25 protein-coding genes are annotated in these 21,694 nt (G+C 59.2%); 12 read left to right on the plus strand and 13 right to left on the minus strand.

The genetic code is table 11. From position 1 onward, the window contains the following. The first annotated feature begins 6 nt into the window (after positions 1-6). The 5 genes from ACSV9I_RS19875 (at position 7) to ACSV9I_RS19895 (ending at position 3,550) form a co-directional block, all read left to right on the plus strand. Complete coding sequence (locus ACSV9I_RS19875) at positions 7-969, plus strand: 2-hydroxyacid dehydrogenase (protein WP_438330505.1); 963 nt, start codon at positions 7-9, stop codon at positions 967-969. A gap of 89 nt (positions 970-1,058) precedes the next feature. After that, the gene (locus tag ACSV9I_RS19880; RefSeq protein ID WP_438330506.1) at positions 1,059-1,349 is read left to right on the plus strand and encodes a hypothetical protein; all 291 of its coding nucleotides are present in this window, start codon (positions 1,059-1,061) and stop codon (positions 1,347-1,349) included. Between the two features lie 114 nt (positions 1,350-1,463). After that, positions 1,464-2,768, plus strand: a complete 1,305-nt coding sequence (gene pncB / locus ACSV9I_RS19885; protein ID WP_054158211.1) for a nicotinate phosphoribosyltransferase — start codon at positions 1,464-1,466, stop codon at positions 2,766-2,768. 85 nt (positions 2,769-2,853) lie between these two features. Further along, positions 2,854-3,315 carry a CoxG family protein gene (locus ACSV9I_RS19890; RefSeq protein WP_438330507.1) on the plus strand — a complete coding sequence of 154 codons (462 nt, stop codon included), beginning with the start codon at positions 2,854-2,856 and terminating at the stop codon, positions 3,313-3,315. Positions 3,316-3,388: 73 nt separating this feature from the next. After that, complete coding sequence (locus ACSV9I_RS19895; RefSeq protein WP_438330553.1) at positions 3,389-3,550, plus strand: hypothetical protein; 162 nt, start codon at positions 3,389-3,391, stop codon at positions 3,548-3,550. A gap of 27 nt (positions 3,551-3,577) precedes the next feature. Here ACSV9I_RS19895 and ACSV9I_RS19900 read toward each other — a convergent pair whose 3' ends face one another. From ACSV9I_RS19900 to ACSV9I_RS19940, 9 genes are all read right to left on the minus strand, one after another. Next, the gene (locus tag ACSV9I_RS19900; RefSeq protein ID WP_438330508.1) at positions 3,578-4,564 is read right to left on the minus strand and encodes a type II secretion system F family protein; all 987 of its coding nucleotides are present in this window, start codon (positions 4,562-4,564) and stop codon (positions 3,578-3,580) included. Between the two features lie 12 nt (positions 4,565-4,576). Further along, the gene (locus ACSV9I_RS19905) at positions 4,577-5,590 is read right to left on the minus strand and encodes a type II secretion system F family protein (RefSeq protein ID WP_438330509.1); all 1,014 of its coding nucleotides are present in this window, start codon (positions 5,588-5,590) and stop codon (positions 4,577-4,579) included. Positions 5,591-5,594: 4 nt separating this feature from the next. Further along, a complete protein-coding gene (locus ACSV9I_RS19910) occupies positions 5,595-7,082 on the minus strand; it encodes a CpaF family protein (RefSeq protein WP_438330510.1) in 1,488 nt (495 codons plus the stop codon). 24 nt (positions 7,083-7,106) lie between these two features. Then, positions 7,107-8,396, minus strand: a complete 1,290-nt coding sequence (locus ACSV9I_RS19915; protein WP_054158206.1) for a CtpF protein — start codon at positions 8,394-8,396, stop codon at positions 7,107-7,109. 31 nt (positions 8,397-8,427) lie between these two features. Continuing rightward, positions 8,428-9,105, minus strand: a complete 678-nt coding sequence (locus ACSV9I_RS19920; protein ID WP_054158324.1) for a CpaD family pilus assembly protein — start codon at positions 9,103-9,105, stop codon at positions 8,428-8,430. 59 nt (positions 9,106-9,164) lie between these two features. Next, on the minus strand, positions 9,165-10,730 hold the full coding sequence (locus ACSV9I_RS19925) for a type II and III secretion system protein family protein (protein ID WP_438330511.1): 1,566 nt from the start codon (positions 10,728-10,730) through the stop codon (positions 9,165-9,167). A 13-nt stretch (positions 10,731-10,743) separates the two neighbouring features. Next, on the minus strand, positions 10,744-11,550 hold the full coding sequence (cpaB, locus tag ACSV9I_RS19930) for a Flp pilus assembly protein CpaB (protein WP_054158204.1): 807 nt from the start codon (positions 11,548-11,550) through the stop codon (positions 10,744-10,746). A gap of 113 nt (positions 11,551-11,663) precedes the next feature. Next, positions 11,664-12,179, minus strand: coding sequence for an A24 family peptidase (locus ACSV9I_RS19935; protein WP_438330512.1), 516 nt, complete (start codon positions 12,177-12,179; stop codon positions 11,664-11,666). Between the two features lie 136 nt (positions 12,180-12,315). Beyond that, positions 12,316-12,492, minus strand: coding sequence for a Flp family type IVb pilin (locus ACSV9I_RS19940; protein WP_438330513.1), 177 nt, complete (start codon positions 12,490-12,492; stop codon positions 12,316-12,318). Between the two features lie 497 nt (positions 12,493-12,989). Here ACSV9I_RS19940 and ACSV9I_RS19945 point away from each other — a divergent pair, with 497 nt between their 5' ends. From ACSV9I_RS19945 to ACSV9I_RS19975, 7 genes are all read left to right on the plus strand, one after another. Continuing rightward, positions 12,990-13,394 (plus strand): pilus assembly protein N-terminal domain-containing protein, encoded by a 405-nt coding sequence (locus ACSV9I_RS19945; RefSeq protein ID WP_438330514.1) that lies wholly within the window; start codon positions 12,990-12,992, stop codon positions 13,392-13,394. 114 nt (positions 13,395-13,508) lie between these two features. Then, positions 13,509-14,141: a TadE/TadG family type IV pilus assembly protein gene (locus tag ACSV9I_RS19950; protein WP_438330552.1), complete on the plus strand. Its 633-nt coding sequence runs from the start codon at positions 13,509-13,511 to the stop codon at positions 14,139-14,141. A gap of 26 nt (positions 14,142-14,167) precedes the next feature. After that, on the plus strand, positions 14,168-14,752 hold the full coding sequence (locus ACSV9I_RS19955) for a TadE/TadG family type IV pilus assembly protein (protein ID WP_438330515.1): 585 nt from the start codon (positions 14,168-14,170) through the stop codon (positions 14,750-14,752). Positions 14,753-14,842: 90 nt separating this feature from the next. Then, positions 14,843-16,063: a phosphopentomutase gene (locus ACSV9I_RS19960; protein WP_438330516.1), complete on the plus strand. Its 1,221-nt coding sequence runs from the start codon at positions 14,843-14,845 to the stop codon at positions 16,061-16,063. Next, positions 16,060-17,028: an adenosine deaminase gene (locus ACSV9I_RS19965; protein WP_438330517.1), complete on the plus strand. Its 969-nt coding sequence runs from the start codon at positions 16,060-16,062 to the stop codon at positions 17,026-17,028. The genes ACSV9I_RS19960 and ACSV9I_RS19965 overlap by 4 nt, the downstream gene beginning before the upstream one ends. Positions 17,029-17,136: 108 nt before the next feature. Next, positions 17,137-17,766, plus strand: a complete 630-nt coding sequence (gene upp / locus ACSV9I_RS19970; RefSeq protein WP_054158199.1) for a uracil phosphoribosyltransferase — start codon at positions 17,137-17,139, stop codon at positions 17,764-17,766. Positions 17,767-17,891: 125 nt separating this feature from the next. Next, on the plus strand, positions 17,892-18,404 hold the full coding sequence (locus tag ACSV9I_RS19975) for a TIGR02281 family clan AA aspartic protease (protein WP_438330518.1): 513 nt from the start codon (positions 17,892-17,894) through the stop codon (positions 18,402-18,404). Positions 18,405-18,413: 9 nt separating this feature from the next. Here ACSV9I_RS19975 and deoA read toward each other — a convergent pair whose 3' ends face one another. Genes deoA through ACSV9I_RS19995 form a run of 4 tightly spaced genes read right to left on the minus strand, consistent with a single transcriptional unit; the run spans position 18,414 to position 21,692 of the window. Continuing rightward, a complete protein-coding gene (gene deoA / locus ACSV9I_RS19980; protein ID WP_438330519.1) occupies positions 18,414-19,730 on the minus strand; it encodes a thymidine phosphorylase in 1,317 nt (438 codons plus the stop codon). A 3-nt stretch (positions 19,731-19,733) separates the two neighbouring features. Next, a complete protein-coding gene (gene deoC, locus ACSV9I_RS19985) occupies positions 19,734-20,504 on the minus strand; it encodes a deoxyribose-phosphate aldolase (RefSeq protein WP_438330520.1) in 771 nt (256 codons plus the stop codon). Beyond that, complete coding sequence (locus tag ACSV9I_RS19990) at positions 20,497-21,303, minus strand: purine-nucleoside phosphorylase (RefSeq protein ID WP_054158195.1); 807 nt, start codon at positions 21,301-21,303, stop codon at positions 20,497-20,499. The genes deoC and ACSV9I_RS19990 overlap by 8 nt, the downstream gene beginning before the upstream one ends. After that, on the minus strand, positions 21,300-21,692 hold the full coding sequence (locus tag ACSV9I_RS19995) for a cytidine deaminase (RefSeq protein ID WP_054158194.1): 393 nt from the start codon (positions 21,690-21,692) through the stop codon (positions 21,300-21,302). Before ACSV9I_RS19995 ends, ACSV9I_RS19990 begins: the two co-directional genes overlap by 4 nt. Positions 21,693-21,694 lie beyond the last annotated feature (2 nt).

Here is a 21,694-nt window from a genome sequence, read left to right on the forward strand (position 1 = left end):
GATCTTATGTCCGACCAGAACTCCATCATCGTCGATCTTAAGTTCGGCCGCGACGACGTGGCTAAAGCACTGAAGACAGCCTTCCCCGGACGCTCTGTGATCGATCTTGGCGATCCGACCCAGAAAGACATCGACCTCTCACAGGCGTCTTATGCCGTCGTGTGGAAGCCCGATCCGTCCCTGTTCAGCCGGGCGGCAAGTTTGAAGGCGATCTTTTCCGGGGGGGCAGGCGTCGACCATGTGCTGTCCGTCCCGGGACTACCCAACCTGCCTGTCGTGCGTTTCGTCGACCGCAGTCTGACGGACCGGATGAGCGAATGGGTGGTCTGGCAGTGCCTGCATCATCTGCGCCATGGGTTTGCCTATGCCCGGCAGCAGAGGGCGAAAACCTGGAACGAGATCGGCGGCCAGCCGGAAGCGAGAGACGTGACCGTCGGTGTCATGGGGTTGGGCGTTCTGGGGTCCGATGCCGCGCAGAAGCTGAAGACCATGGGCTTTAATGTCATCGGTTGGTCCCGCCGCAATAAGGAGATTGCGGGGGTCGAGACCTTCGATGTCGCGACACTCGATGATTTCCTCGCTCGCACCGACATACTGGTCGGCTTGTTGCCGCTGACGGCTGAGACGCATGGACTGTTCGATCGCGCGCTCTTCTCGAAACTTCGCCGCAATGGCGTCCTCGGCGGCCCGATCTTTCTCAATGCCGGCCGTGGCGGGAGCCAGGTGGAGGTCGACATTATCGACTGCCTTCGCGATGGCACACTGAGCGCGGCGTCTCTGGATGTCTTCGAGCGCGAGCCTCTGTCCACCGAAAGCCCTCTCTGGCAGATGGACAATCTCGTGATTACGCCCCATGCGGCTGCCGCGTCAGACGTTCGCGCCTTGTTTCGACATGTCGAAGAGCAAATTCAGAGGGTCGAAGCGGGGCAGCCGCTTCAGCATGTCGTCGACAGAAGCGTGGGTTACTGAAACCCGGCGGAACAATCCCATCCTGCTCCCGTTTGTCCATGGAGCCCACCTCTGCGGAGGTCGCGCACTGACAAACAAGGGAGCAAGCCATGAGCAGCCGCATCGACCTGCCCAATACGACGGATCGCAATACCAGAGGTCTCAAGCCCGAACCCATGACCGCAACGGACGCACGTCAGGGCTTTCGCGGTAAGCCAGTTCTGATCGTTCTGCTGGCAGGCCTGATCCTTGCCATGCTGGTCTGGATCCCTGCCGAGTGGTGGGGCAATTCGATTGCGCCCGACACCCCGACAAACCAGCCCTCGGTCGAGATCGCGCCTTCCCCTGCGGAAAACCAGTCTGGTACCACACCACAGTCCAATCCGACGCCGAGCGAGTAAGCTGATATCCCCGGCTGGACAATCGGCAATTGATTACCGATAACTCGCAAGGAAGACGGCCGAACCGTTTCGGCCGTTTGCCGCGGTTCGCCCGCGGAGGGAAGGCATCTGCCAATGACGAAGACTGATATCGCAACCAGGGTTTACAATCATGCCTGGAAGCTCGATCCAATTATCCGCAGTCTGATCGACACCGATTTCTACAAGCTTCTGATGTTGCAGATGATCTGGAAGCTTTATCCGGACGTCAACGCCACCTTCACCCTGATCAATCGCACAAAGACCGTGCGTCTTGCAGACGAGATCAACGAGCAGGAACTGCGAGACCAACTGGACCATGTCCGCTCGCTGCGCCTGACCAAGAAAGAACTGATTTGGCTCGCCGGCAACAGCTTCTACGGCCGCTCGCAGATCTTCGAGCCGGAATTTCTGACCTGGCTCTCCAACCTGCAGCTCCCGGAATACGAACTGACGACCCGAGACGGTCAATACGAGCTCACCTTCCACGGATCCTGGATGGAAACGACGCTGTGGGAAATTCCTGCACTCGCCATCATCAATGAGCTGCGTTCGCGCGCAGCCATGAAGTCGCTCGGATATTTCACTCTCGACGTGCTGTATGCCCGGGCCAAGGCCAAGATGTGGTCCAAGGTGGAACGCCTGCGCGAGCTGCCGGGTCTGCGCATTTCCGATTTCGGCACCCGTCGTCGACATAGTTTCCTTTGGCAGCGCTGGTGCGTCGAGGCGCTGAAGGAAGGTATCGGCCCGGCTTTTACCGGGACCAGCAACGTGCTGCTTGCCATGGATTCGGATCTTGAGGCCGTGGGCACCAACGCCCATGAGTTGCCCATGGTGATCGCGGCCCTCGCGCAGACAGACGAGGAATTGGCCACCGCGCCTTATCGGGTGCTGAAGGACTGGAACACGCTCTACGGCGGCAACCTCCTGATCGTTCTGCCTGACGCTTATGGAACGACCTCCTTTCTCCGCAACGCTCCGGAATGGGTTGCAGACTGGACAGGCTTTCGACCCGACAGCGCCCCGCCGATCGAGGGGGGCGAGAAGATCATCGAGTGGTGGCAGAAGATGGGTCGCGACCCCCGCAAGAAATTGCTGATCTTTTCCGATGGGCTCGATGTCGACGCCATCATCGACACCTACCGACACTTCGCAGGGCGTGTGCGGATGAGCTTCGGCTGGGGTACGAACCTCACCAATGACTTTGCTGGCTGCGCGCCGAGCGAGATCGCAGGCCTCAAGCCTATTTCGATCGTCTGCAAGGTTTCAGAGGCCAATGGGCGCCCCGCCGTCAAGCTTTCCGACAACCCGCGCAAGGCTACCGGTGATCCGCGCGAGGTGGAGCGCTATCTGCGCTTCTTTGGTTCCGAAGATCGCGTGGAGCAGGCTGTCCTCGTCTGAGGGCCGCAGCGCTTGCATCTCGTTCTGAAGGCATGCACTTTTATCGCTGGATGGGAGGGAGCCCGTCTGTCAGGGAGGAAGACGCATGGACATGCAGGGAAGTGAACGGATTGAAGCGCCGATTGAAACGGTGTGGAAGGCGTTGAACGATCCGGACATACTCCGACAAGCTATCCCTGGCTGTGAAATGCTTGAGAAGACAAGCGAAACCAGCATGACCGCGCTTGTTGTCCTGAAGATCGGACCAATCAAGGCAAAGTTCGAAGGATTGGTTGAACTGCAGAACCTTGATCCGCCGCATGCCTACACCATTTCCGGTGAAGGCAAGGGCGGCCTCGCCGGCTTCGCCAAGGGTGGAGCTGACGTGTCGCTGGCCGACGATGGAGAGAATGCCACCATACTCACCTATGTCGTTCGCGCGGAGGTCGGAGGCAAAATCGCTCAGCTCGGTAGCCGTCTGATCGAATCGACCTCAAAGAAGCTGGCAGGGGAGTTCTTCGCCAGTTTTCGCACAGTGGTGGAAGGACATGCCGATGTCACCGGTTGAATGCAGAAAGCCTTGCACAAGGCAACCATCAGATGCTCGACCTTACCCGAAATGATTCGGTGGGTAAGGGGACATGATGATGACCGAAGGACCGGACCAGTACTTTGAACAACAGGACATGGCGATCCAGCTCATGCTTCTGGAAAACAAGTCCGACGAATTGACCGATATCCTGGTGGAAGCTCTGCAGGACGCACTTGACCTGCTGCGCGACGAACTCGCGACCGTTCATTGACGGCCGAATACCTGGTCAGTTTTTCTGTCAGAACCGATCTGAAACAGAAATGCCGGCCGGGCCGAGAATGACTGCAACAAGCACGGGCAGGAAGAAGAGGATCATCGGAACCGTCAGTTTGGGCGGTAGAGCTGCAGCTTTCTTCTCCGCCTCGTTCATGCGTTCGTCACGGCCTTCCTGAGCCAGGACACGAAGGGCCTGAGCGACCGGTGTTCCGTAGCGGTCGGCCTGGATCAGGGCTTGGACGACGTTCTTGACGCTATCAAGCTGTGTGCGAGTACCGAGATTTTCCAGCGCCTGCCGGCGATCTGGCAAGAAGGAGAGTTCGGCCGTGGTCAGAACCATCTCCTCCGCCAGTTCCGCTGATTGCTCCGCAATTTCATCAGCGACGCGTCGCATGGCAGATTCGAGCGAAATACCGGATTCAACGCAGATCAGCATGAGGTCGAGAGCATCCGGCCAGGCGCGTTTGATCGATTGCTGACGCTTTGAAATCTTGTTCGAGACATAGATGTTGGGCAGATAAAAGCCCACATAGCCACCGACGATGACGGCGAGCAGCCGCATGGGCATACCCTTGTCGGCGAGGTTTCCCAGCAGGAAGACCCAGATGCCTGTCAGGGTCAACGTGGCGAATGGCAAGAGAAAGCGTGCAACGAGAAAGATGTTGAGCGCATTCTGCGAACGAAGGCCGGCGGCTTTCAGTTTGTCGACGGTCTTGTCGTCGACAAGCGCTTTGCGCAGATTGAAACGCTCGACGATCTGACGGACCGACTGGTTGTTCGTGGCGCGCAGCGACGCACGACCCTGTGATGCATCGGAATTCATTTTCGCGCGCTCGCGTGACCGGATCAGATCGCGCTCGGATGAAACAGCACGCATGCGCTTGTTCAGGTCGCCCTTCTCGAAAAGCGGCATGACCAGCGTGTAGAATGTCGCAAAGACCGCGAGAGACACGAGGACCGCGATGATCAGGGTCGGGTCCGTGACCTGTTTAGCCCATTGGTCGCTCATATCTGCCGTTCCCTAGATATCGAAATTGATCATGTTGCGCATGACGAGCAGACCGATGCTCATCCAGACGGCTGAGCCGCCGAGGATGAGATGGCCACGAGGATCCGTGAACAGGACCATGATGTATTCAGGCGAGGTCAGGTAAACGAGCAGCGCCACGATAAATGGCAGAGCCCCGATGATCGCAGCGGAAGCCTTGGCCTCCATGGACAAGGCCTGAACCTTGGCCTTCATCTTCTTTCGGTCACGCAGGACCCGTGACAGGTTGCTCAAGGCTTCCGAAAGATTGCCCCCTGCCTGACCCTGGATGGCAACAACGATCGCGAAGAAGCTGACTTCCGGCAGCGGCATCGATTGATGCATGCGGGCCACCGCATCCGGCACGCCAAGGCCCAATTGCTGCGATTCCACCACGCGGCGGAACTCCGTCTTCACCGGCTCCTGGCCGTCCGCCGAGATCATCCGGATTGCGTCGTTGAGCGGCAGGCCAGATCGGATAGAGCGGACCATCACATCGAGCGAATTTGGAAATTCCTCGAGGAACTGCTTCTGGCGACGTTTGATGAGAAAACCGATAACCCAGCGCGGAACGCCCAGCGAGGCAATAACCACGACTCCAAGCATGACCAGAGGCGAAAATCCGCCGAGGAAGCTGAAAATCAGCGCGAAAAGCCCGAAAGCAGCACTGAAGAGGTAAAACTGCGTGGGCGTAATCGAGAGATTGGCTTGTCCGAGCCGCGCCTTGAGGCTCAGCTCATTCCGCTTTTTGGTCCGTTCAGCCTGCTTCTTCTCCAGTTCCTTCAGCGAGTCCTGCACGGATTTACGCCGCTTGGAGATCTCCTGCACGCGGTCCCGCGCCGCCTTCACCTTGATGGTGTCGGTCTCGGCAGATTTGACCCGGCTGATCCTGTTCGTCGTCTTGCGATCGGTCTCGATCCGGGTATAGAGCGCGCCATAGGCAATGGCGCCCGTTGACAACGCAACGAGCAGGACGATTGCCAGGATTGTCGGATCTACACCGAACATCGCCTCACGCTCCCTTGGATTTCTGTTCCATCGCGTCGAGTGCCGCTGCGAGGCGTCGTTCTTCGTTGTAGTAGCGGGCCCGGTCCCAGAAATGCGGCTTGCCGATGCCAGTCGAGACATGCCGGCCAATAATGCGGCCGCTGGCATCTTCGCCCTCCATCTCGTAGCGAACGAGGTCCTGTGTGATGATCACGTCGCCTTCCATGCCGAGCACTTCCGTGATGTGCGTGATGCGGCGGGAACCGTCGCGCAGACGGGCGGCCTGGATGATGACGTCGATTGATCCGGAGATAATCTCGCGGACAGTCTTTGCCGGGAGCGAGAAACCGCCCATGGCAATCATCGATTCCATACGGTTCAGGCACTCGCGCGGCGTGTTGGCGTGGATGGTGCCCATTGAGCCGTCATGGCCGGTGTTCATTGCCTGGAGAAGGTCGAAAACCTCCGGTCCGCGCACTTCACCGACGATGATGCGTTCAGGGCGCATACGCAGGCAGTTCTTGACGAGATCACGCATCGTGATCTCGCCTTCGCCTTCGATGTTCGGCGGGCGGGTTTCGAGGCGCACGACATGCGGCTGCTGCAGCTGTAGTTCGGCGGTATCTTCGCAGGTGATGACGCGCTCGTCGAGGTCGATGTAACCTGTGAGGCAGTTGAGAAGCGTGGTCTTGCCCGAGCCCGTACCGCCTGAGATGACCACATTGCAGCGAACACGTCCGATGATCTGCAGGACCTCGGCGCCCTCGGGCGTAATTGCGCCGAACTTGACCAGCTGATCAAGCTTCAGCTTGTCTTTCTTGAACTTACGAATGGTCAGCGCCGGCCCATCGATTGCAAGCGGGGGAGCAATGACGTTGACACGGGAGCCGTCGGGCAGACGGGCGTCGCAAATTGGGCTGGATTCATCGACGCGACGGCCAACCTGGCTGACGATGCGCTGGCAGATCGACAAAAGCTGCGCATTGTCGCGGAAGCGGACGTCAGATTCGATCGTCTTGCCGGCCACTTCGATGAAGGTCTGTCCCGAGCCGTTGACCATGATGTCGGCGATGTCGTCGCGCGCCAGCAGCGGTTCGAGCGGACCATAGCCCAGCACGTCGTTGCAGATATCTTCGAGCAGTTCTTCCTGCTCGGAGATCGACATCGCGAAGTTCTTGATCGTGATGATGTCGTTGACGATATCGCGGATTTCTTCGCGCGCACTCTCGCCGTCCAGCTTGGCGAGCTGCGAGAGGTCGATCGTATCGATCAGCGCCGAAAAAACCTGGCTCTTCGTGTCGTAATACTCGTCCGTGCGCTGCGGTTTTTTCCGTTGCGGGGTCTGCATCGGTGGCGGCGTAACCTGCTGGCGTGCACTCGCCTCCGGACTGCCGGGCTCAAGCGGTGCGCTGCTAGGTCGCGCTGCGGGCACCGCAGGCGCAGCCTGCGGAGGTATCGTGCCAACGCCCGATCCACCCTTGCCGAAACCCTCGTTTCCGCGTTTGCCAAACATGAGCTCTACCCGTTCTTACACGTGTTATTTCTTGCGAAGCTTTTCGATCAGCGAGCCCAAGCCCGCCTTTTTCGGCTTTTTAATCGTTGCGCGGCCGGTCACCAGATGCGCGAGCTGTGAGAACGTCTCCGCGGTCGGTGCCTTTCCGTCGAGCTCCGAGATCATGCGCCCACTGTTTGCCGCAGTGCCGAAAAGCTGCGCATCGAAGGGGATGATCGCAACCGGCTCCATCTCGAGCGGCTCGAAAAAGTCGTTCGGGGCAATCTCGGGCCGCTTCGGCATGCCAACCTGATTGAGGATCAGATGCGGCGGCTTGTCGTTGGGACGCAGCTTTTTCAACGCGTCGAGCATGTTCTTCATGTTGCGCAGATTGGCGAGATCCGGTGCGCAGGTAATCACGATTTCGTCCGCGTCACCGAGGACAGCCCGGGTCCACTCGGCCCATGTATGCGGCAGGTCGAGCACGGTCATGGGTGTGCTGCGCTGGAGGAGATCAAGGATCGGCTGGAAGGCGCCGCGCTCGTAGTCATAACCCCGATCGAGCATTGACGGGGCGGCGAGCAGGGAGAGATTTTGTCCGCAATTGGTCAACAGGCGGTCAAGAAAGACTTCGTCTAGCCGCTCAGGCGCAAACACGGCCTCTGCCATGCCTTGGGTCGGATCCTGGTCGAAATCAATATTGGCCGTGCCGAACGGCAGGTCGAGATCCGCAAGGACGGTCTCGGTGGAAAACAATGACGCGATGCCGAAAGCGCAGTTGTGAGCGATGGTGGAAGAGCCGACGCCCCCCTTGGCCCCGATGAAGGCGATGGTCCGCCCAAGAGGTTCTGCGTCCGGGTCGACGAAGATCGAAGCGATCGCGCCCATGACATCGGCCATGGAAAAAGGCGCGACAATGTATTCCGAGATCCCGTTGCGAATAAGTTCGCGGTAGAGGGCAATATCGTTGTGCCGTCCAACGATGATGACACGGGTGCTCGGGTCACAGACTTCCGCCAGCGGCGCAAGCTCGTTCAAAAGGTCACGCGGCGCGGATTCGGTTTCCAGGATGATCAGGTTGGGTGTTGGCGTGGAGCCGAACATGCTGGCAGCAGCGGCAATGTTGCCATGCGTGATGCGGAGGCTGACACGTGCGAGCCGGCGATCGACCGCGCACTGGTCCATCACGCGGTGGAACGCGTCGGATACGCAGAATGCGTGGACGGAAATACGGGGGAGGGGGCGCAAGGCCTCAACATCGCCCGAGGCCACGGTTTCGGAATAACCGCGGCCAGGGGATGTTCCGGTGTCGAATTCGTAGTCGATCGCGCTCATGCTTCTGTTCCTGTCTTCAGCACCGGTTGCCTCAATCGCTCGATGTGTCTTCGCCGCTTCGATAAAGTCCGATCACCGTGGAGCGGCGTGCCGCATCGATCGGGGCTGCGTCGCGCGGCGTAACGAGATCCATCGGATTGGCAATCTGGGCGGCCAGGTTGCTCTGCGTCGCGCAGCCGAAATTGTGATAGTTGCGATTGCTGTAGGTGTTGTTCTGAAGATCCTCCGGCCATTCGCCACAAGGATTGGTAACAGCCGTGATCGCCACGTAGCTGAGGCGTACCGGAGCAGCATCTCCGGATGCGCCAGCCGGGTACGACGTTTCGATGATGCGGTTGGCCTGGACCCCACGGGTCGTAAGCACGTTGCGGATCTGCTTGCGCATACCGGCTGCGGCCCCGGCATTCGGGGAGCCATGCGGGAGCTGGATCTGGATTGTGCCCGTCGACGCTGCGAGATAGTCGGCCGCGAACCCGGCAATGGAATCCTGTACCCCGACAGTAAAGGCGCGGTCGCCGGAGGCAACGGGCACGTCCAGTGTATGCTCGACTTCGCTCAGCATGATCGGATGACGCGTGCGATAATCATCGGGGATGCCTGAGGTCGACATCTTGTCTTTGTTCGTACCACAGCCGGTCACCACCAGCGGGCAGCCTACAACGATGGCGGCGAGGAGTAGCGTGTGGATCGGACGACGTGCGAATGCCATGGTCTGGCGGCTTTCTCTGCTGTTGGGGCTGGTCTGTCTCATTCTCTTCAGAACCCCGCTCATTTGTAGATGAACCCGACGGCGCCATGATATTGGCCGGTCGGAGCTTCGGCTTCGCGTCGGCCGTAAACCTTGTTCACCTTGTTCAGGAAGAAGGTCGCGCCATCGTTTTCCGGGTTGAAGTTGTCGTCCGGCCGCGCAAGCGAGCCACGGGCTACAGGGCGAACCAGATAAGGTGTCGCAATGATCACCAACTCGGTTTCGTTGCGCTGGAAGTCTTTGCTGCGGAACAGGGTGCCAAGCACCGGCACCTTGGAAAGACCCGGCAGGCCGGACATGGCCTGGCGGATATTGTCCTGCACGAGGCCGGCGATCACGATCGAGCCACCCGATGGCAATTCCACCGTTGTGGACGCTTCACGGCGACGGATCGACATGAAGGTCGAGCCTGGAATGCTGAAGTTTGTTGTCTGTGTTCCGAGGAAGGTGTTGCCGGTAACCTGCGATCCCTCCCAGGTCGGCTCGGAAACATTCGTCTCGATTTTCAGACTGATGCGGCCAGGGGCCAGAACCACGGGTCGGAAGTTCAGCTCGATCCCGTAGTCGACACTGTTGATCGTCCGTTCGACGCCATCGTCAGTGACTTCCTGCTGCGCCGCAAGGCGGAATTCACCTCCGACATAGAACTTCGCGGCTTCGCCGGAAATCGCAGTCAGGCTCGGCTCTGCGAGCGTCCGCATGACGCCAGCCTGTTCCATGGCGTTGATATAGGCATTGACGCCGACGCCGCCCAGGCCGGCGCTGATGGTTGCCGTGCCCGTGGGGTCGATGGCATTGCCGAGATTGGAGGGGTTAGCATAGCTGATACCGGTGGACCCGTCAGACACACTGCCGGAAAAGCCGAGTTGCTTTAGGACTTGTCGGCTGACTTCGGCCACAGTGACCTTCAGCGTCACCTGGTCTTCGCCCTCGATCGTCAAGAGGTTGACGATCTGCGATTCCTGGCGGTCTTCGGCATAGATCGCAACCGCGCCATCGCCGCTGCTCTCGCTTGTCGCGGTCGTGTTGCGCGTCGTCGCTTCACCGCCCTTGAGGAAGGCTTCGGCAAGGCTTGCCGCCCGTGCCGCGTCTTGCGGCGTGCGCACAGTTCCCGTCAAGATGATGTTGTCGGAAACGATTTCGACGGTAATGTCCGACTGCGGGATGAAGCGCCGCAGATTGGTCTCAAGACCGGCAATATCGCGTTCGATCTCGATGTCGAGGCTGACAATCTCCTCGCCATTGGCGCCAAAGATGAAGATGTTGGTCTGGCCGACCATCTTGCCGAAAAGATAAATGCGGCGCGACGAACGCGTCACCGCGTCTGCCATGACGGGATCGGCAACGAGAATGTCATGCGCATCCTGGGGGAGATCAACAACGAGCGCCTTGTTCAGACCGAGTTTGACGGTGCGCCGCGTACCGGGGCCGGAATTGTTGATGCGAAGCACGCTCTCCTGTGCGGCCTGAACGGCCGGTACATCGAGGAATGTCTGCTTGAGCGGGTTTGCGGCACCCGAGAATGCAACCGCAAAGGCCAAGCCTCCGGTGAGGGATCTGCGAAAATTGGTGATCAACTTGCTCACGATGCGTCCCCACTCACTGCATGGTATCGGTGGCAGTGGCATTGACCACGGTGCCGGATTTGATGACTTGGATCGTCGGCTGGCCATCGCCGCCGCTGAGCAGATGATCTGCGGCGGAGGTATCTTCTTCCTGGGCATCGGCAACGGACCGCAGGGCAAGCGACAGACGATCCGCCATCTGCTGCGCAACGGTGATCACCTTCGTCTGGTCGGGTGTCAGCTCCAGCGTTGCGGTCGTGCCGACAACGGAGCGCGAACCATCAGGCGCTTCTTCAATCTGCTGGTCGATCGCAAGCACCCGGACGTTGGACAGGACGGTCTCTGTCAGGAAGCCTTCCTGCTCTCCCTTGCGCACCATGATCACGTCAACGCGGTCATTCGGCAGAATGAAGCCACCGGCCCCGGTTGCAACGGAAATCTCGGTCGAGACGGCACGTTTGCCGGAGGGGAGCAGTGCGGACAGAATACGGGAAGAGGAGTCCGCGACTTTCTCGCGGCGGAGAGGCTCGCCCTCGAAGAGCGGCAGCCGGACTACGGCACCCGTGAGCTCGCTCATGGCTTCAGGGCGTGTGGACGATGTGATGAAGCCGTCGACGACGCCGGATTGGGGCCATGCCATCCAGCGCATGGAGCTATCATCGAGACGCGAGCCGACCGGCAGGTTCTTCGCGATCACGAGCACGTCGACCGTCGGTTCTTTTTCGACGACGGCCTCCTGCACCACCACGGAACCGCCCCCGCTGAGACGCATTGCAAGGAGCCCGGCCGTCCCGGCGGCCACGACGGCGACTGCAAGTATGATGAGACGGGCGGGTTTCATGAACGATCCTCGGGCGACGCAGTGAATTCTGCCCTCAAGATTGATCAGGAATTGGTATACTTATGGTTAATGCAGTGCTTACAATTGTGGTTAATGACTGGTTTCTTGGTCGCTCAGAGTCCAAGTCCCTTGATGGTGGAAATCACCAGCGGCGCCTGCGGATAGCTGATCAGTCCTGCAGCACCGATGGCGATGGCGTAGGGTACTTTCTTTGCTGACATCAGCGTCTGAGGCAATGGAATGCCAATGGTGGCAAACTTTGCCCAGTTGGCGCGCAGAAGCAGGACTAGAACGGTCAGCACACCGCCGAAGTAGCCGGTGAAGACCAGGAACTCGAAAAGCGATGTGTTGAAACCGAACCAGACGGCCGAGGCGGTCAAAAGCTTGGCATCGCCCCCGCCCATTACATTCATCGCGAAAAGTCCGAAACAGACTGCGAAGACAACCAGAGCTGCCAGCAGGTGCCAGCCAATCTCGATCAGCGTCAGGCCGCTGAAAGGGGCGATGACTGCAAACGATAGGAGAAGGATGACCGGAATGCGATTTGGGATCGTCATTTCGAGAAAATCCGTCAGGGCTGCCAATGCGAGGCAGATCGGAAGAACGAGAAAGACAGTCGCCGCATACATGGTTGGATCCTCCTGCTGACCGCATTCTAGCATGCGAGCCCTTTCCAAATGGGAAATGGGTGCGAGAAAATTGCCAAAGTTTCAAACAAAAGAGCCGCCCAATGGGCGGCTCCTAAGTTTCCAATTGCGCAGGCGATTACTTGCCGGCGTTGGTCAGCTTGCCCGAGAGCGAAACGAACTGGTTGTTCAGAGCGCCGCCGAGGGTCGTTGCGCCAGCAATCAGGGCAACGGAGATGAGGGCGGCGATCAGGCCGTATTCGATAGCGGTTGCACCGGACTCGTCCTTGACGAAACGTGCGAAAATCTTGGTCATGGTATTCTCCTACTCGCGTGGTTGATCAGCACTGCCGGCAACTGTTCCCGTTGCTCGGATGACCAAAACCTAATCGCCAGCCTATTGCTATCGACTTAAGAAAGACGGTTAGCGGATCGTGAAAAGCTACAACACCTGTGTGTGGTAAATGAAGCCTTTGGAAGATCGCTCGAATTCGAGACGCTGCCTTTGATTTGATTGGATTTGTTTCACGGCTCCTCTCAAGGCAGTCAAAATCACTCCTGAAAAACCCTTGCATCTTCAGTGTTTAGGACCCATCCGGTATGGGCTCGATGATCGCCTGTTTGTCCTGGAACATGACATATCGACCCAAAGCGGGGATGGAGCCTTGCTCAGAACGCCTCTGCGAGCACGCTTAAGCATAGGCATTTTCTGCATCGTGTTTGCTCAATTGGGAGATTAAGCCTTCGTTCACCAAAAGGCGGCATCTTGTTGGGGATCCTCTCATACGCGCGGAACCTACAGGTATGTTTGCAATGCATCGTCGAACACTCGCAGTCATCGGTACGCTTGTCTGGGCGGCCGCTTCTGTCTTCGCGAGTTCCGCCGTTCTGGCCGACGATGGAGATATTCTGCGCGTCTATATGAACAGTGCCCGGATCCTGAAGCTGGATCGCCCGGTGAGCAAGGTCATCATCGGCAATTCCGATGTGGCAGATGCAACGGTTGCCGATGCACGCACCATTGTGGTGACCGGTCGTTCCTACGGCTCCACCAACATTGTTCTTTTGGACTCCGATGGAAACGCCCTTCTGGATGAGCGTATTGTTGTGTCTATCGACGAATCGAACACTGTGAGAGTGTTCAAGTCGACAGCGCGCACAGTATTGTCCTGCACCCCGAATTGCGAACAGCACGCCCAGGGCAGCGGCACGCCTTGATCTGTTCCAAGCGTCCACTTTCGGACACATGGAAGAATCTAAATATTCGCGCAACGGAAAATCAATACTTGACCCATATCGTCAATGTGACTGACGATATGGGCAAATGTAATGATGTGTTCCACGAGCGATAAGGATTCACGGCGCAGTGTGAAGCAGCGGTTGTCTCGAATCTGGAGGCGGCTTGCTCGCTCCCAGGACGGTTCCGCAGCAATCGAATTCGCGATACTCTCCGTACCGTATTTCATTATCATCTTCGCAATCGTCGAAACCTTCGTGGCTTTCACAGCGGAGCAGCTGATCACGAATGCCGTGAACAATCTCGGTCGGCAACTGCGGACAGGCGAGATCACTTATAATCTGGGTCGTACGACCGATATGACGGCTACGCAGTTCCGTCAGGCCTTCTGCGACGAAGTCAGCATCATCATCAAATGTTCAGCGGGCGAGGTCTCAACACCGAGCAAGCTCTACATCGACGCCCGCACGTTTACGTCTTTCGCTGCGATACCGACGACGATTCCACGTAAATCGACAGCGACATTTGCCGACATTGATCCGACCAGCTTCAAATTCACCCCTGGTGGTCCCGATACGATCAACATGCTGCGCGCCTATTACCGCTGGCAGGTGATCACGGACCTGGTCCGTCCCTACATCACCAATATCCGCCCGGACGACGGGTCGATGCCGAGCGACTTTCTGATCGTCGCCACCACCACGTTCAAGAACGAGAATTATCCGTGACCAGGGTTTCAGGATACAAGAACGCGATGTCCCCAATCAAAAGCTTTTCGTGGCGGGCTTGTTGCGACCGGCTCACGGATCTGTGGCGTGATCGCCAGGGTGTCGGCGCGGTCGAATTTGCCCTGATCGCTCCGATGCTTCTGGTCGTCTATCTGATGGCCTTCGAACTGACGATTGGGCTCAGCATTTCGAAAAAGACATCGATGGCCGCCAGCACCATCGGCGATCTGATCTCTCGGGAAGACAAGGTCACCAAGGTTTCCCTTGCAACCAGTTCTGATGTCGCCAAGGCGATGTTTGTCCCGTATCCCTCGAAGGACCTGCTGATCAAGATTACCGGCATCAAGATCGACGATAAGGAAGCCGCGACGGTTGCATGGTCATGGTCTTCGACGGGTGTCGCCCCTTATGTGGTCGGCTCCACGCCGACGATCCCTTCTGATCTGGTCGAGCCCAGCATTTTCCTCGTTCGCACCGAGCTCAGCGTCTCGCACGAACTGCTCATGTGGCTTCCGGGCTTGACCGGGTCGTCAACCAAGACGCTAACTCTGGGGCGCGAATTCTTCTTCCGCCAGCGTCTGAGCAAGGATATCGAGTGCAGTGACTGCTGACGCTCGGGCATTTGCCAAGGCATCGTCCAGACGTTATTGATCATGCCTTCCGCCGGCGCCGATAAAGGCACCGGCTTGAGGTCAAATGGCATGGCACGCGCGTTTCTTTTCGTTCTCGATTCCTTCGGCATTGGCGGTGCGCCGGATGCCCCCGCCTATGGCGATGACGGTTCCAACACGCTTGGTCATATCGCGGAATTCTGCGCCGCTGGTGCAGGTGACAGGAAGGGGCTGCGGCGCGGCCCACTGATGCTTCCCAACATGTCGGCGCTCGGCCTGATCGAAGCGGCTCGCTTGGCGACGGGCCGTCCGCCAGAGGGTATGCCCATCCCCGAAAGGGTCTTTGGCCTTCATGGTGCGGCAAGCGAAGTCTCGAAGGGCAAGGACACGCCCTCAGGCCATTGGGAGATCGCCGGCACGCCGGTCATGTTCGACTGGGGGTATTTTCCCCACGGCGAGGAAGCCTTTCCTGCAGAGCTTGTCGAGGCAATCTGCCGGGAGGCAGAGCTTCCGGGCATTCTTGGCAACTGCCATGCATCCGGCACCGACGTTCTCATCCGCTTTGGTGAAGAGCACATCCGGACGGGCAAGCCGATCTGCTACACGTCGACCGACTCCGTCTTCCAGATTGCGGCCCACGAGCGGCATTTCGGGTTGGAGCGCCTGCTGAAACTCTGCGAAATCGTGCGCAAGCTTGTCGATCCCTTGAATATCGGCCGAGTTATCGCGCGTCCCTTTGTCGGCGAGACAGCACAGACCTTCGAACGGACCGGCAACCGTCGCGACTATTCGGTCCTGCCGCCGGAGGCGACGCTGCTGGACCGCCTGGTTGCAGCGGGGCGCAAGGTCCATGCCGTCGGCAAGATCGCCGATATCTTCGCTCATCAGGGCGTGTCGCGCATGATCAAGGCCAATGGCAACATGGCGCTGATGGACGCTACCTTGAAGACCATGGAGGAGGCCGAGGACGGCGATCTCGTTTTCACCAACTTCGTGGATTTCGACATGCTTTTTGGCCATCGCCGCGATGTGCCCGGCTACGCCGCTGCTCTGGAGGCCTTTGATCGCCGTCTGCCCGAAGTCCATCGCAAGATGCGGCCGGGTGATATGGTGCTGATGACCGCCGATCACGGTTGCGATCCGACCTGGCGTGGTACCGATCATACGCGGGAGCGGGTGCCGATCATGTGTTTTGGCCCCGGAATCCGCTCGCGCAATATCGGGGTGCGCACCACCTATGCCGATATCGGCGAAACCATTGCTGCCCATCTCGGCATTGCGCCGGGTCACCATGGACGGAGTTTTCTGTGAGCTTGCATCTGAAGAAGGTCGAACTGCATTGCCATATCGAGGGTGCAGCGCCACCGGCACTCGCCCTGGCGCAAGCCGAGCGATACGGCATCGACCCCGCCACCTTCATGACGGACGGACGCTATGCCTGGACGGATTTTGCCGAGTTCATCGCAGCCTATGACAAGGTCGCGGCGCTTTTCCGCACCGAGGAGGACTATGCCCTCCTGACCGAGAGCTATCTTCTGGAACTCGCCGGTGTCGGTACGATCTACAGCGAACTGATCGTCTCGCCGGATCATGGTGATCGCATCGGTCTCGGCGCCGACACCTATCTCGCTGGCATCACCGCCGGCATCCATGCTGCGAAGGCGAAGACCGGTATCGAAGCCCGCATCATTGTCACAGGAGAACGCCATTTCGGCCCGGAAAGCGTCATTGCCGCAGCGGAGTATGCAGCCCGCACCGACAATCCGCTTGTCACGGGTTTCAACATGGCGGGGGAGGAGCGCATGGGCCGGGTGGCGGACTATGCGCGCGCCTTCGACATCGCCCGCGAGGCAGGTCTAGGCCTGACGATTCATGCGGGTGAGGTCTGCGGCGCGTTCTCGGTCGCGGACGCATTGGATCTCGTTCGTCCGGCCCGCATTGGTCACGGCGTCCGCGCAATCGAAGATGCTGATCTCGTCCGGCGGCTGGTCGATCTGGGAACCGTGCTTGAGGTCTGCCCCGGATCGAACATCGCGCTTTCGGTCTATCCGGACTTCCAAAGCCATCCGCTGCGCCGCTTCGTTGAAGCCGGTGTGCGTGTCTGCATCAACTCCGACGATCCACCCTTCTTTGATACATCGCTGGCCCGCGAATATGATCTTGCATCGACTGTGTTCGGCTTTTCCGACGCTGAGATCGACGCCATGACCAGAACGGCCATTGAAGCGGCTTTCGTCGATGAGGGCACTCGCGCGCAACTCCTGGCGAGACTTTGACGGCAGCCCTGTTGACGACGCGCTAAATTCCTCGTCTGCCCTTGCAGCCGCCTGCGAGAAAGTGAAAATAGGGGCAACCCGAAGACAAGAAGAAAAGAAGGTTTCACCATGGACGGCGTGACAGTCATCGATCATCCCCTCGTGCAGCACAAGCTGACGATCATGCGCCGCAAGGAGACTTCGACATCGAGTTTCCGGCGTCTTCTGCGCGAGATCTCGACGCTGCTCTGCTATGAGGTGACCCGCGATCTCGAGTTGACGATGGAAACCATCGAGACCCCGCTGACGGAGATGCAGTCGCCGATCCTCGAAGGCAAGAAGCTGGTTTTCGCCTCTATCCTGCGCGCCGGAAACGGCCTGCTTGAAGGCATGTTGGAACTGGTTCCGGCCGCGCGTGTCGCCCATGTCGGCGTCTACCGCGATCACGAAACGCTGCAAGCCGTTGAATACTATTTCAAGGCGCCTGAAGCCCTGGCCGAGCGCCTCATCATCGTCGTCGATCCGATGCTGGCCACCGGCAATTCCTCGATTGCCGCGATCGACAAGCTGAAGGAACGCGGCGCGAAAAACATCCGCTTCCTCTGCCTGCTTGCTGCCCCGGAAGGCATCCGGAACTTCCATGAAGTGCACCCGGATGTTCCGATCTTCACCGCCTCGATCGACAGCCACCTGAATGAGAAGGGTTACATCATGCCCGGTCTCGGTGACGCTGGTGACCGGATGTACGGCACGAAGTGATTTCTTAACCAGATCGCAAGGATTGACGGCCCGGTACGCGAGTTCCGGGCCGTTTTCATACCTGCGTTAGCCACTTGGTGATCAAGCGGTGCAAACGTCAGCGAAACGTTTCTAGCGGAGTGCCGATGTTCGCGCGGACCCTGTTCACTGTTCTGCTCCTCGCCATGTCGGCCACGCAATGGCCAACAATTGCGACGCATGTCCACGCCTATCTCGATCGGCGTGAGAGCAGGGAACAAACCGTGGTGCCCGCATCGACGTCAACCTCGGGCCAGACATTGCTGACCATGAGTAAGAATGGCCACTACTCCGGCACGTTCCGAATGAACGGGAAGGCCGTCGATGCCATGATCGATACCGGCGCATCCTTGGTCGCGATCAACGTGTCGACGGCCCGTCGTCTCGGTTTCCCGCCCTCGACCCTGGACTTCGAACACGCCGTGGACACCGCCAATGGCCAGATTGAAGCGGCGCACGTGGTGCTGGACAAGGTCGAAATCGGCAATGTCCGTGTCCGCGATGTCGACGCCTTCGTCCTGCCGGACAATGCGCTGTCATCAACGCTGATCGGGATGAGCTTTCTCAAGAAGCTGACATCCTACACGGCTGACAAGCGTGCCTTGCGTCTCATCCAGTGAATAAGACGCTTAAACCGCGCCGATCCTGAGGCCTATCGCCGGCGTTGTCGCCGGTCTTTCATCGGAAATCTGATAGCATCCGCGCACTGTCGTTGCAGCCTGCGCCGCGCTTGCCTCGTCATTCGCCTGAACGAATGCGATCGGCTCGCCCTTCATAACCCGTGTCCCCAGTGGCTTGAAACCGGATAGCCCCACGCCATGATCGATCGCGTCGCTCGGACGTTGCCGACCGCCGCCGAGCGTGACGACTGCAAGTCCCAGACTGCGGGTGTCGCATGCGGCGAGATAGCCATCGGCCGCAGCAGGCACCGGGATGTCAATCTTGGCGCGTGGCAGGTAGTGCTCCGCCCGCTCCATGAAATCGACCGGTCCGCCCAGTTCATGCACCATGCGGCCGAAGATATCGGCAGCCTCTCCGGAGGCGAGCACGGCAGCAGAGCGCTCAAGGGCCTTTACACTGTCTGATTCCACGCCGGCATTGACCAGCATTTCGGCTGCAAAGGCCAGGGTCACTTCTTCAAGCCGTGTGCCGGTTTTCGTGCCCTTGAGGAAATCCACGGCGTTCTGCACTTCGATCGCATTGCCCGCACAATCTGCCAGCGGCTCGTTCATGTCGGTCAGTAGCGCCGTGGTCCTGACGCCCGCACCATTCGCCACCCGCACCAGCGAGCGCGCCAGCGCCTCAGCATCCTCGGTTTTGGCCATGAAGGCACCATTGCCAAACTTGACGTCCAGCACCAAGCTTTCAAGCCCAGCGGCCAATTTCTTCGACAGAATCGAGGCTGTGATCAGGGGAATGGATTCGACTGTCGCCGTCACGTCGCGGATCGCATAGAGACGTTTGTCGGCGGGTGCCAGATCGCCCGTCTGGCCAATGATGGCGCAACCGGCCCGGTCGACGGTTCGACGGAAGGTCGCATTGTCCGGCATCACATCATAGCCGGGGATCGATTGCAGCTTGTCCAGTGTGCCGCCGGTATGACCCAGACCGCGTCCCGAAATCATCGGAACGGCAAGCCCGCAGGCAGCGACAATCGGCGCGAGCATCAGCGAGACATTGTCGCCCACGCCGCCGGTGGAGTGCTTGTCGGCGACTGGTTTGCCAACGCCTGCCCAGGACAGGACATCGCCGGAATCGCGCATGGCAAGCGTCAGCGCCACGATTTCGTCAGGTGTCATGCCCTGGAAGAAGACGGCCATGGCAAAGGCCGCCACCTGGCCCTCGGAAATTGTCTCGTTCGACAGGCCCTCAATAAACCCGGAGATTTCCTCGGCGGTCAGCACACCGCCGTCACGCTTTCGACGGATGATTTCCTGGGGTAACATCTCTCAATATCCGGAAGCCGCAACCGCGGAGCGCTCACCGGAAAGAACGGCAAGAATGTCGTCCAGCAGGCCGGAAGCGCCGAAGCGGAAGGTCGACGGCATGACCCAGTCTTCGCCCATGATAGTGTCCGCAAGTCTCAGGTAGAGAGCGGCATCGGCAACCGTGGAGATGCCACCGGCAGGCTTGAAGCCGACTTTCTTGCGGCTGTCCCGAATGGACTGCAACATGATGTCCGCAGCCTCCAGAGTGGCATTGACGCTCACCTTGCCCGTGGATGTCTTGACGAAATCTGCGCCGGCTGCGATCGCAAGGTCGGACGCCTTCCGGATCAGGTTCTTGTCCTTCAACTCGCCGGTTTCGAGGATGGTCTTCAGGACGGCCGGTCCGGAGGCCGCCTTCACGGCTGAAACCATGGCGCTCACAGCCGTCTCGTCGCCGGCCATCAGGGCGCGGTAGGGTATGACGAGATCCACGTCATCCGCGCCATCGGCAACGGCATCGCGCGTTTCGGCCAGGACGTCTTCGATCTTCATTTCGCCGGATGGGAAATTCACCACCGTAGCAATGCGAATGGGGCTCGATGGACCGAGGAGGGTGCGAGCCTGCATGACGAAGCGTGGCCAGATGCAGATCGCAGCCGTCGGGCCGAATGCGGTCTGTGCCTTTCCACAAAGGGTCACGATCTGCTCGGGCGTGCAGTCGTCCTTGAGGTTGGTGAGATCGAGAAGCGACAGCGCCTTCGTGGCCACCGCACGCAGTTCCTGATTATCCAATGTCTTCTCCTCCGCCGATCATCCGTTTGAGGATGCTCGCAAGACGTTTGCCACCGATCGGGGCCATGTCCTTGGTTTCCTCGTGGCTGAGTTCGCCACCGGTCATGCCGGCTCCATAATTGGTGATCACGGAGGCTGCTGCAACCCTCAGGCCGAAGAAGCGGGCCAGAATAACCTCCGGCACAGTCGACATGCCCACGGCATCGGCCCCCAGAATGCGCGCCATACGGATTTCCGCCGGCGTTTCGAAACTTGGTCCGGAGAACCACATGTAAACGCCTTGGGCGAGGGGAACGCCTTCGGCGATCGCAGCGCGCTGCATGGCAGCGGAGAGGGTCGCGTCATAGGCTGATGTCATGCCGACGAAGCGGCCGTCGCTGCTTTCGCCGATCAGCGGGTTCTTACCGGAGAAATTGATATGGTCGGTAATCTGCATGACGCTGCCGGGTGGCATATCCTCGCGTAGCGAGCCCGCCGCGTTGGTCAGGATCAGGGATTTGACCCCGAGCCCTACCAGAACCTCAAGAGGCTTGCGCATGGCATTGGGGTCGCCGTGCTCGTAGTAATGCATGCGCCCTGCGAGCATGATCACCGCCGTGCGTCCGAGATAGCCGGCAACCAGTTCCCCCGCATGACCGGACACACCACTGAGCGGGAAGCCCGGCAGGTCCGAATAGGAAATGCGGATTGGATCGCGGACTTCCTCTACCAAAGAACCAAGGCCCGATCCCAGAACGATACCGTAGCGCGGCATCAAGCCGTTGAGGCGTTCGACAAGGAGATCGACAGCCGCCTTCATCCGATGACATCCGTCTTGAAGCTAAGCGGCAGAAGTTCGTCCATCGTCATTGTCTTTTGCACGCCGACTTCATCGCACAGATAGATCTTCGTATCGGCCGAAGCAAATTCCGAAATCTTCTGCCGGCAGCCGCCACAGGGCGGGCAGAGCGCCAGCTTTTCGGCAATCACGGCCATTTCGACAATTCGTCGACCACCGCCCATGATCATGCAGCCGATCGCGGTCGGCTCCGCACACCATCCTTGCGGAAACGAGAGGTTCTCGATGTTCGCCCCGGTATAGATTCGGCCGTCGTCGGCGCGGATCGCAGCGCCGACCGGGAACTTGGAGTAGGGCGCATGCGCAAAACTCATGGCGTCACGAGCGGCTTCAAAGAGATCATGAGCCATGG

The sequence above is a fragment of the Rhizobium sp. G187 genome, assembly GCF_051549525.1.
Lineage (GTDB): Bacteria > Pseudomonadota > Alphaproteobacteria > Rhizobiales > Rhizobiaceae > Allorhizobium.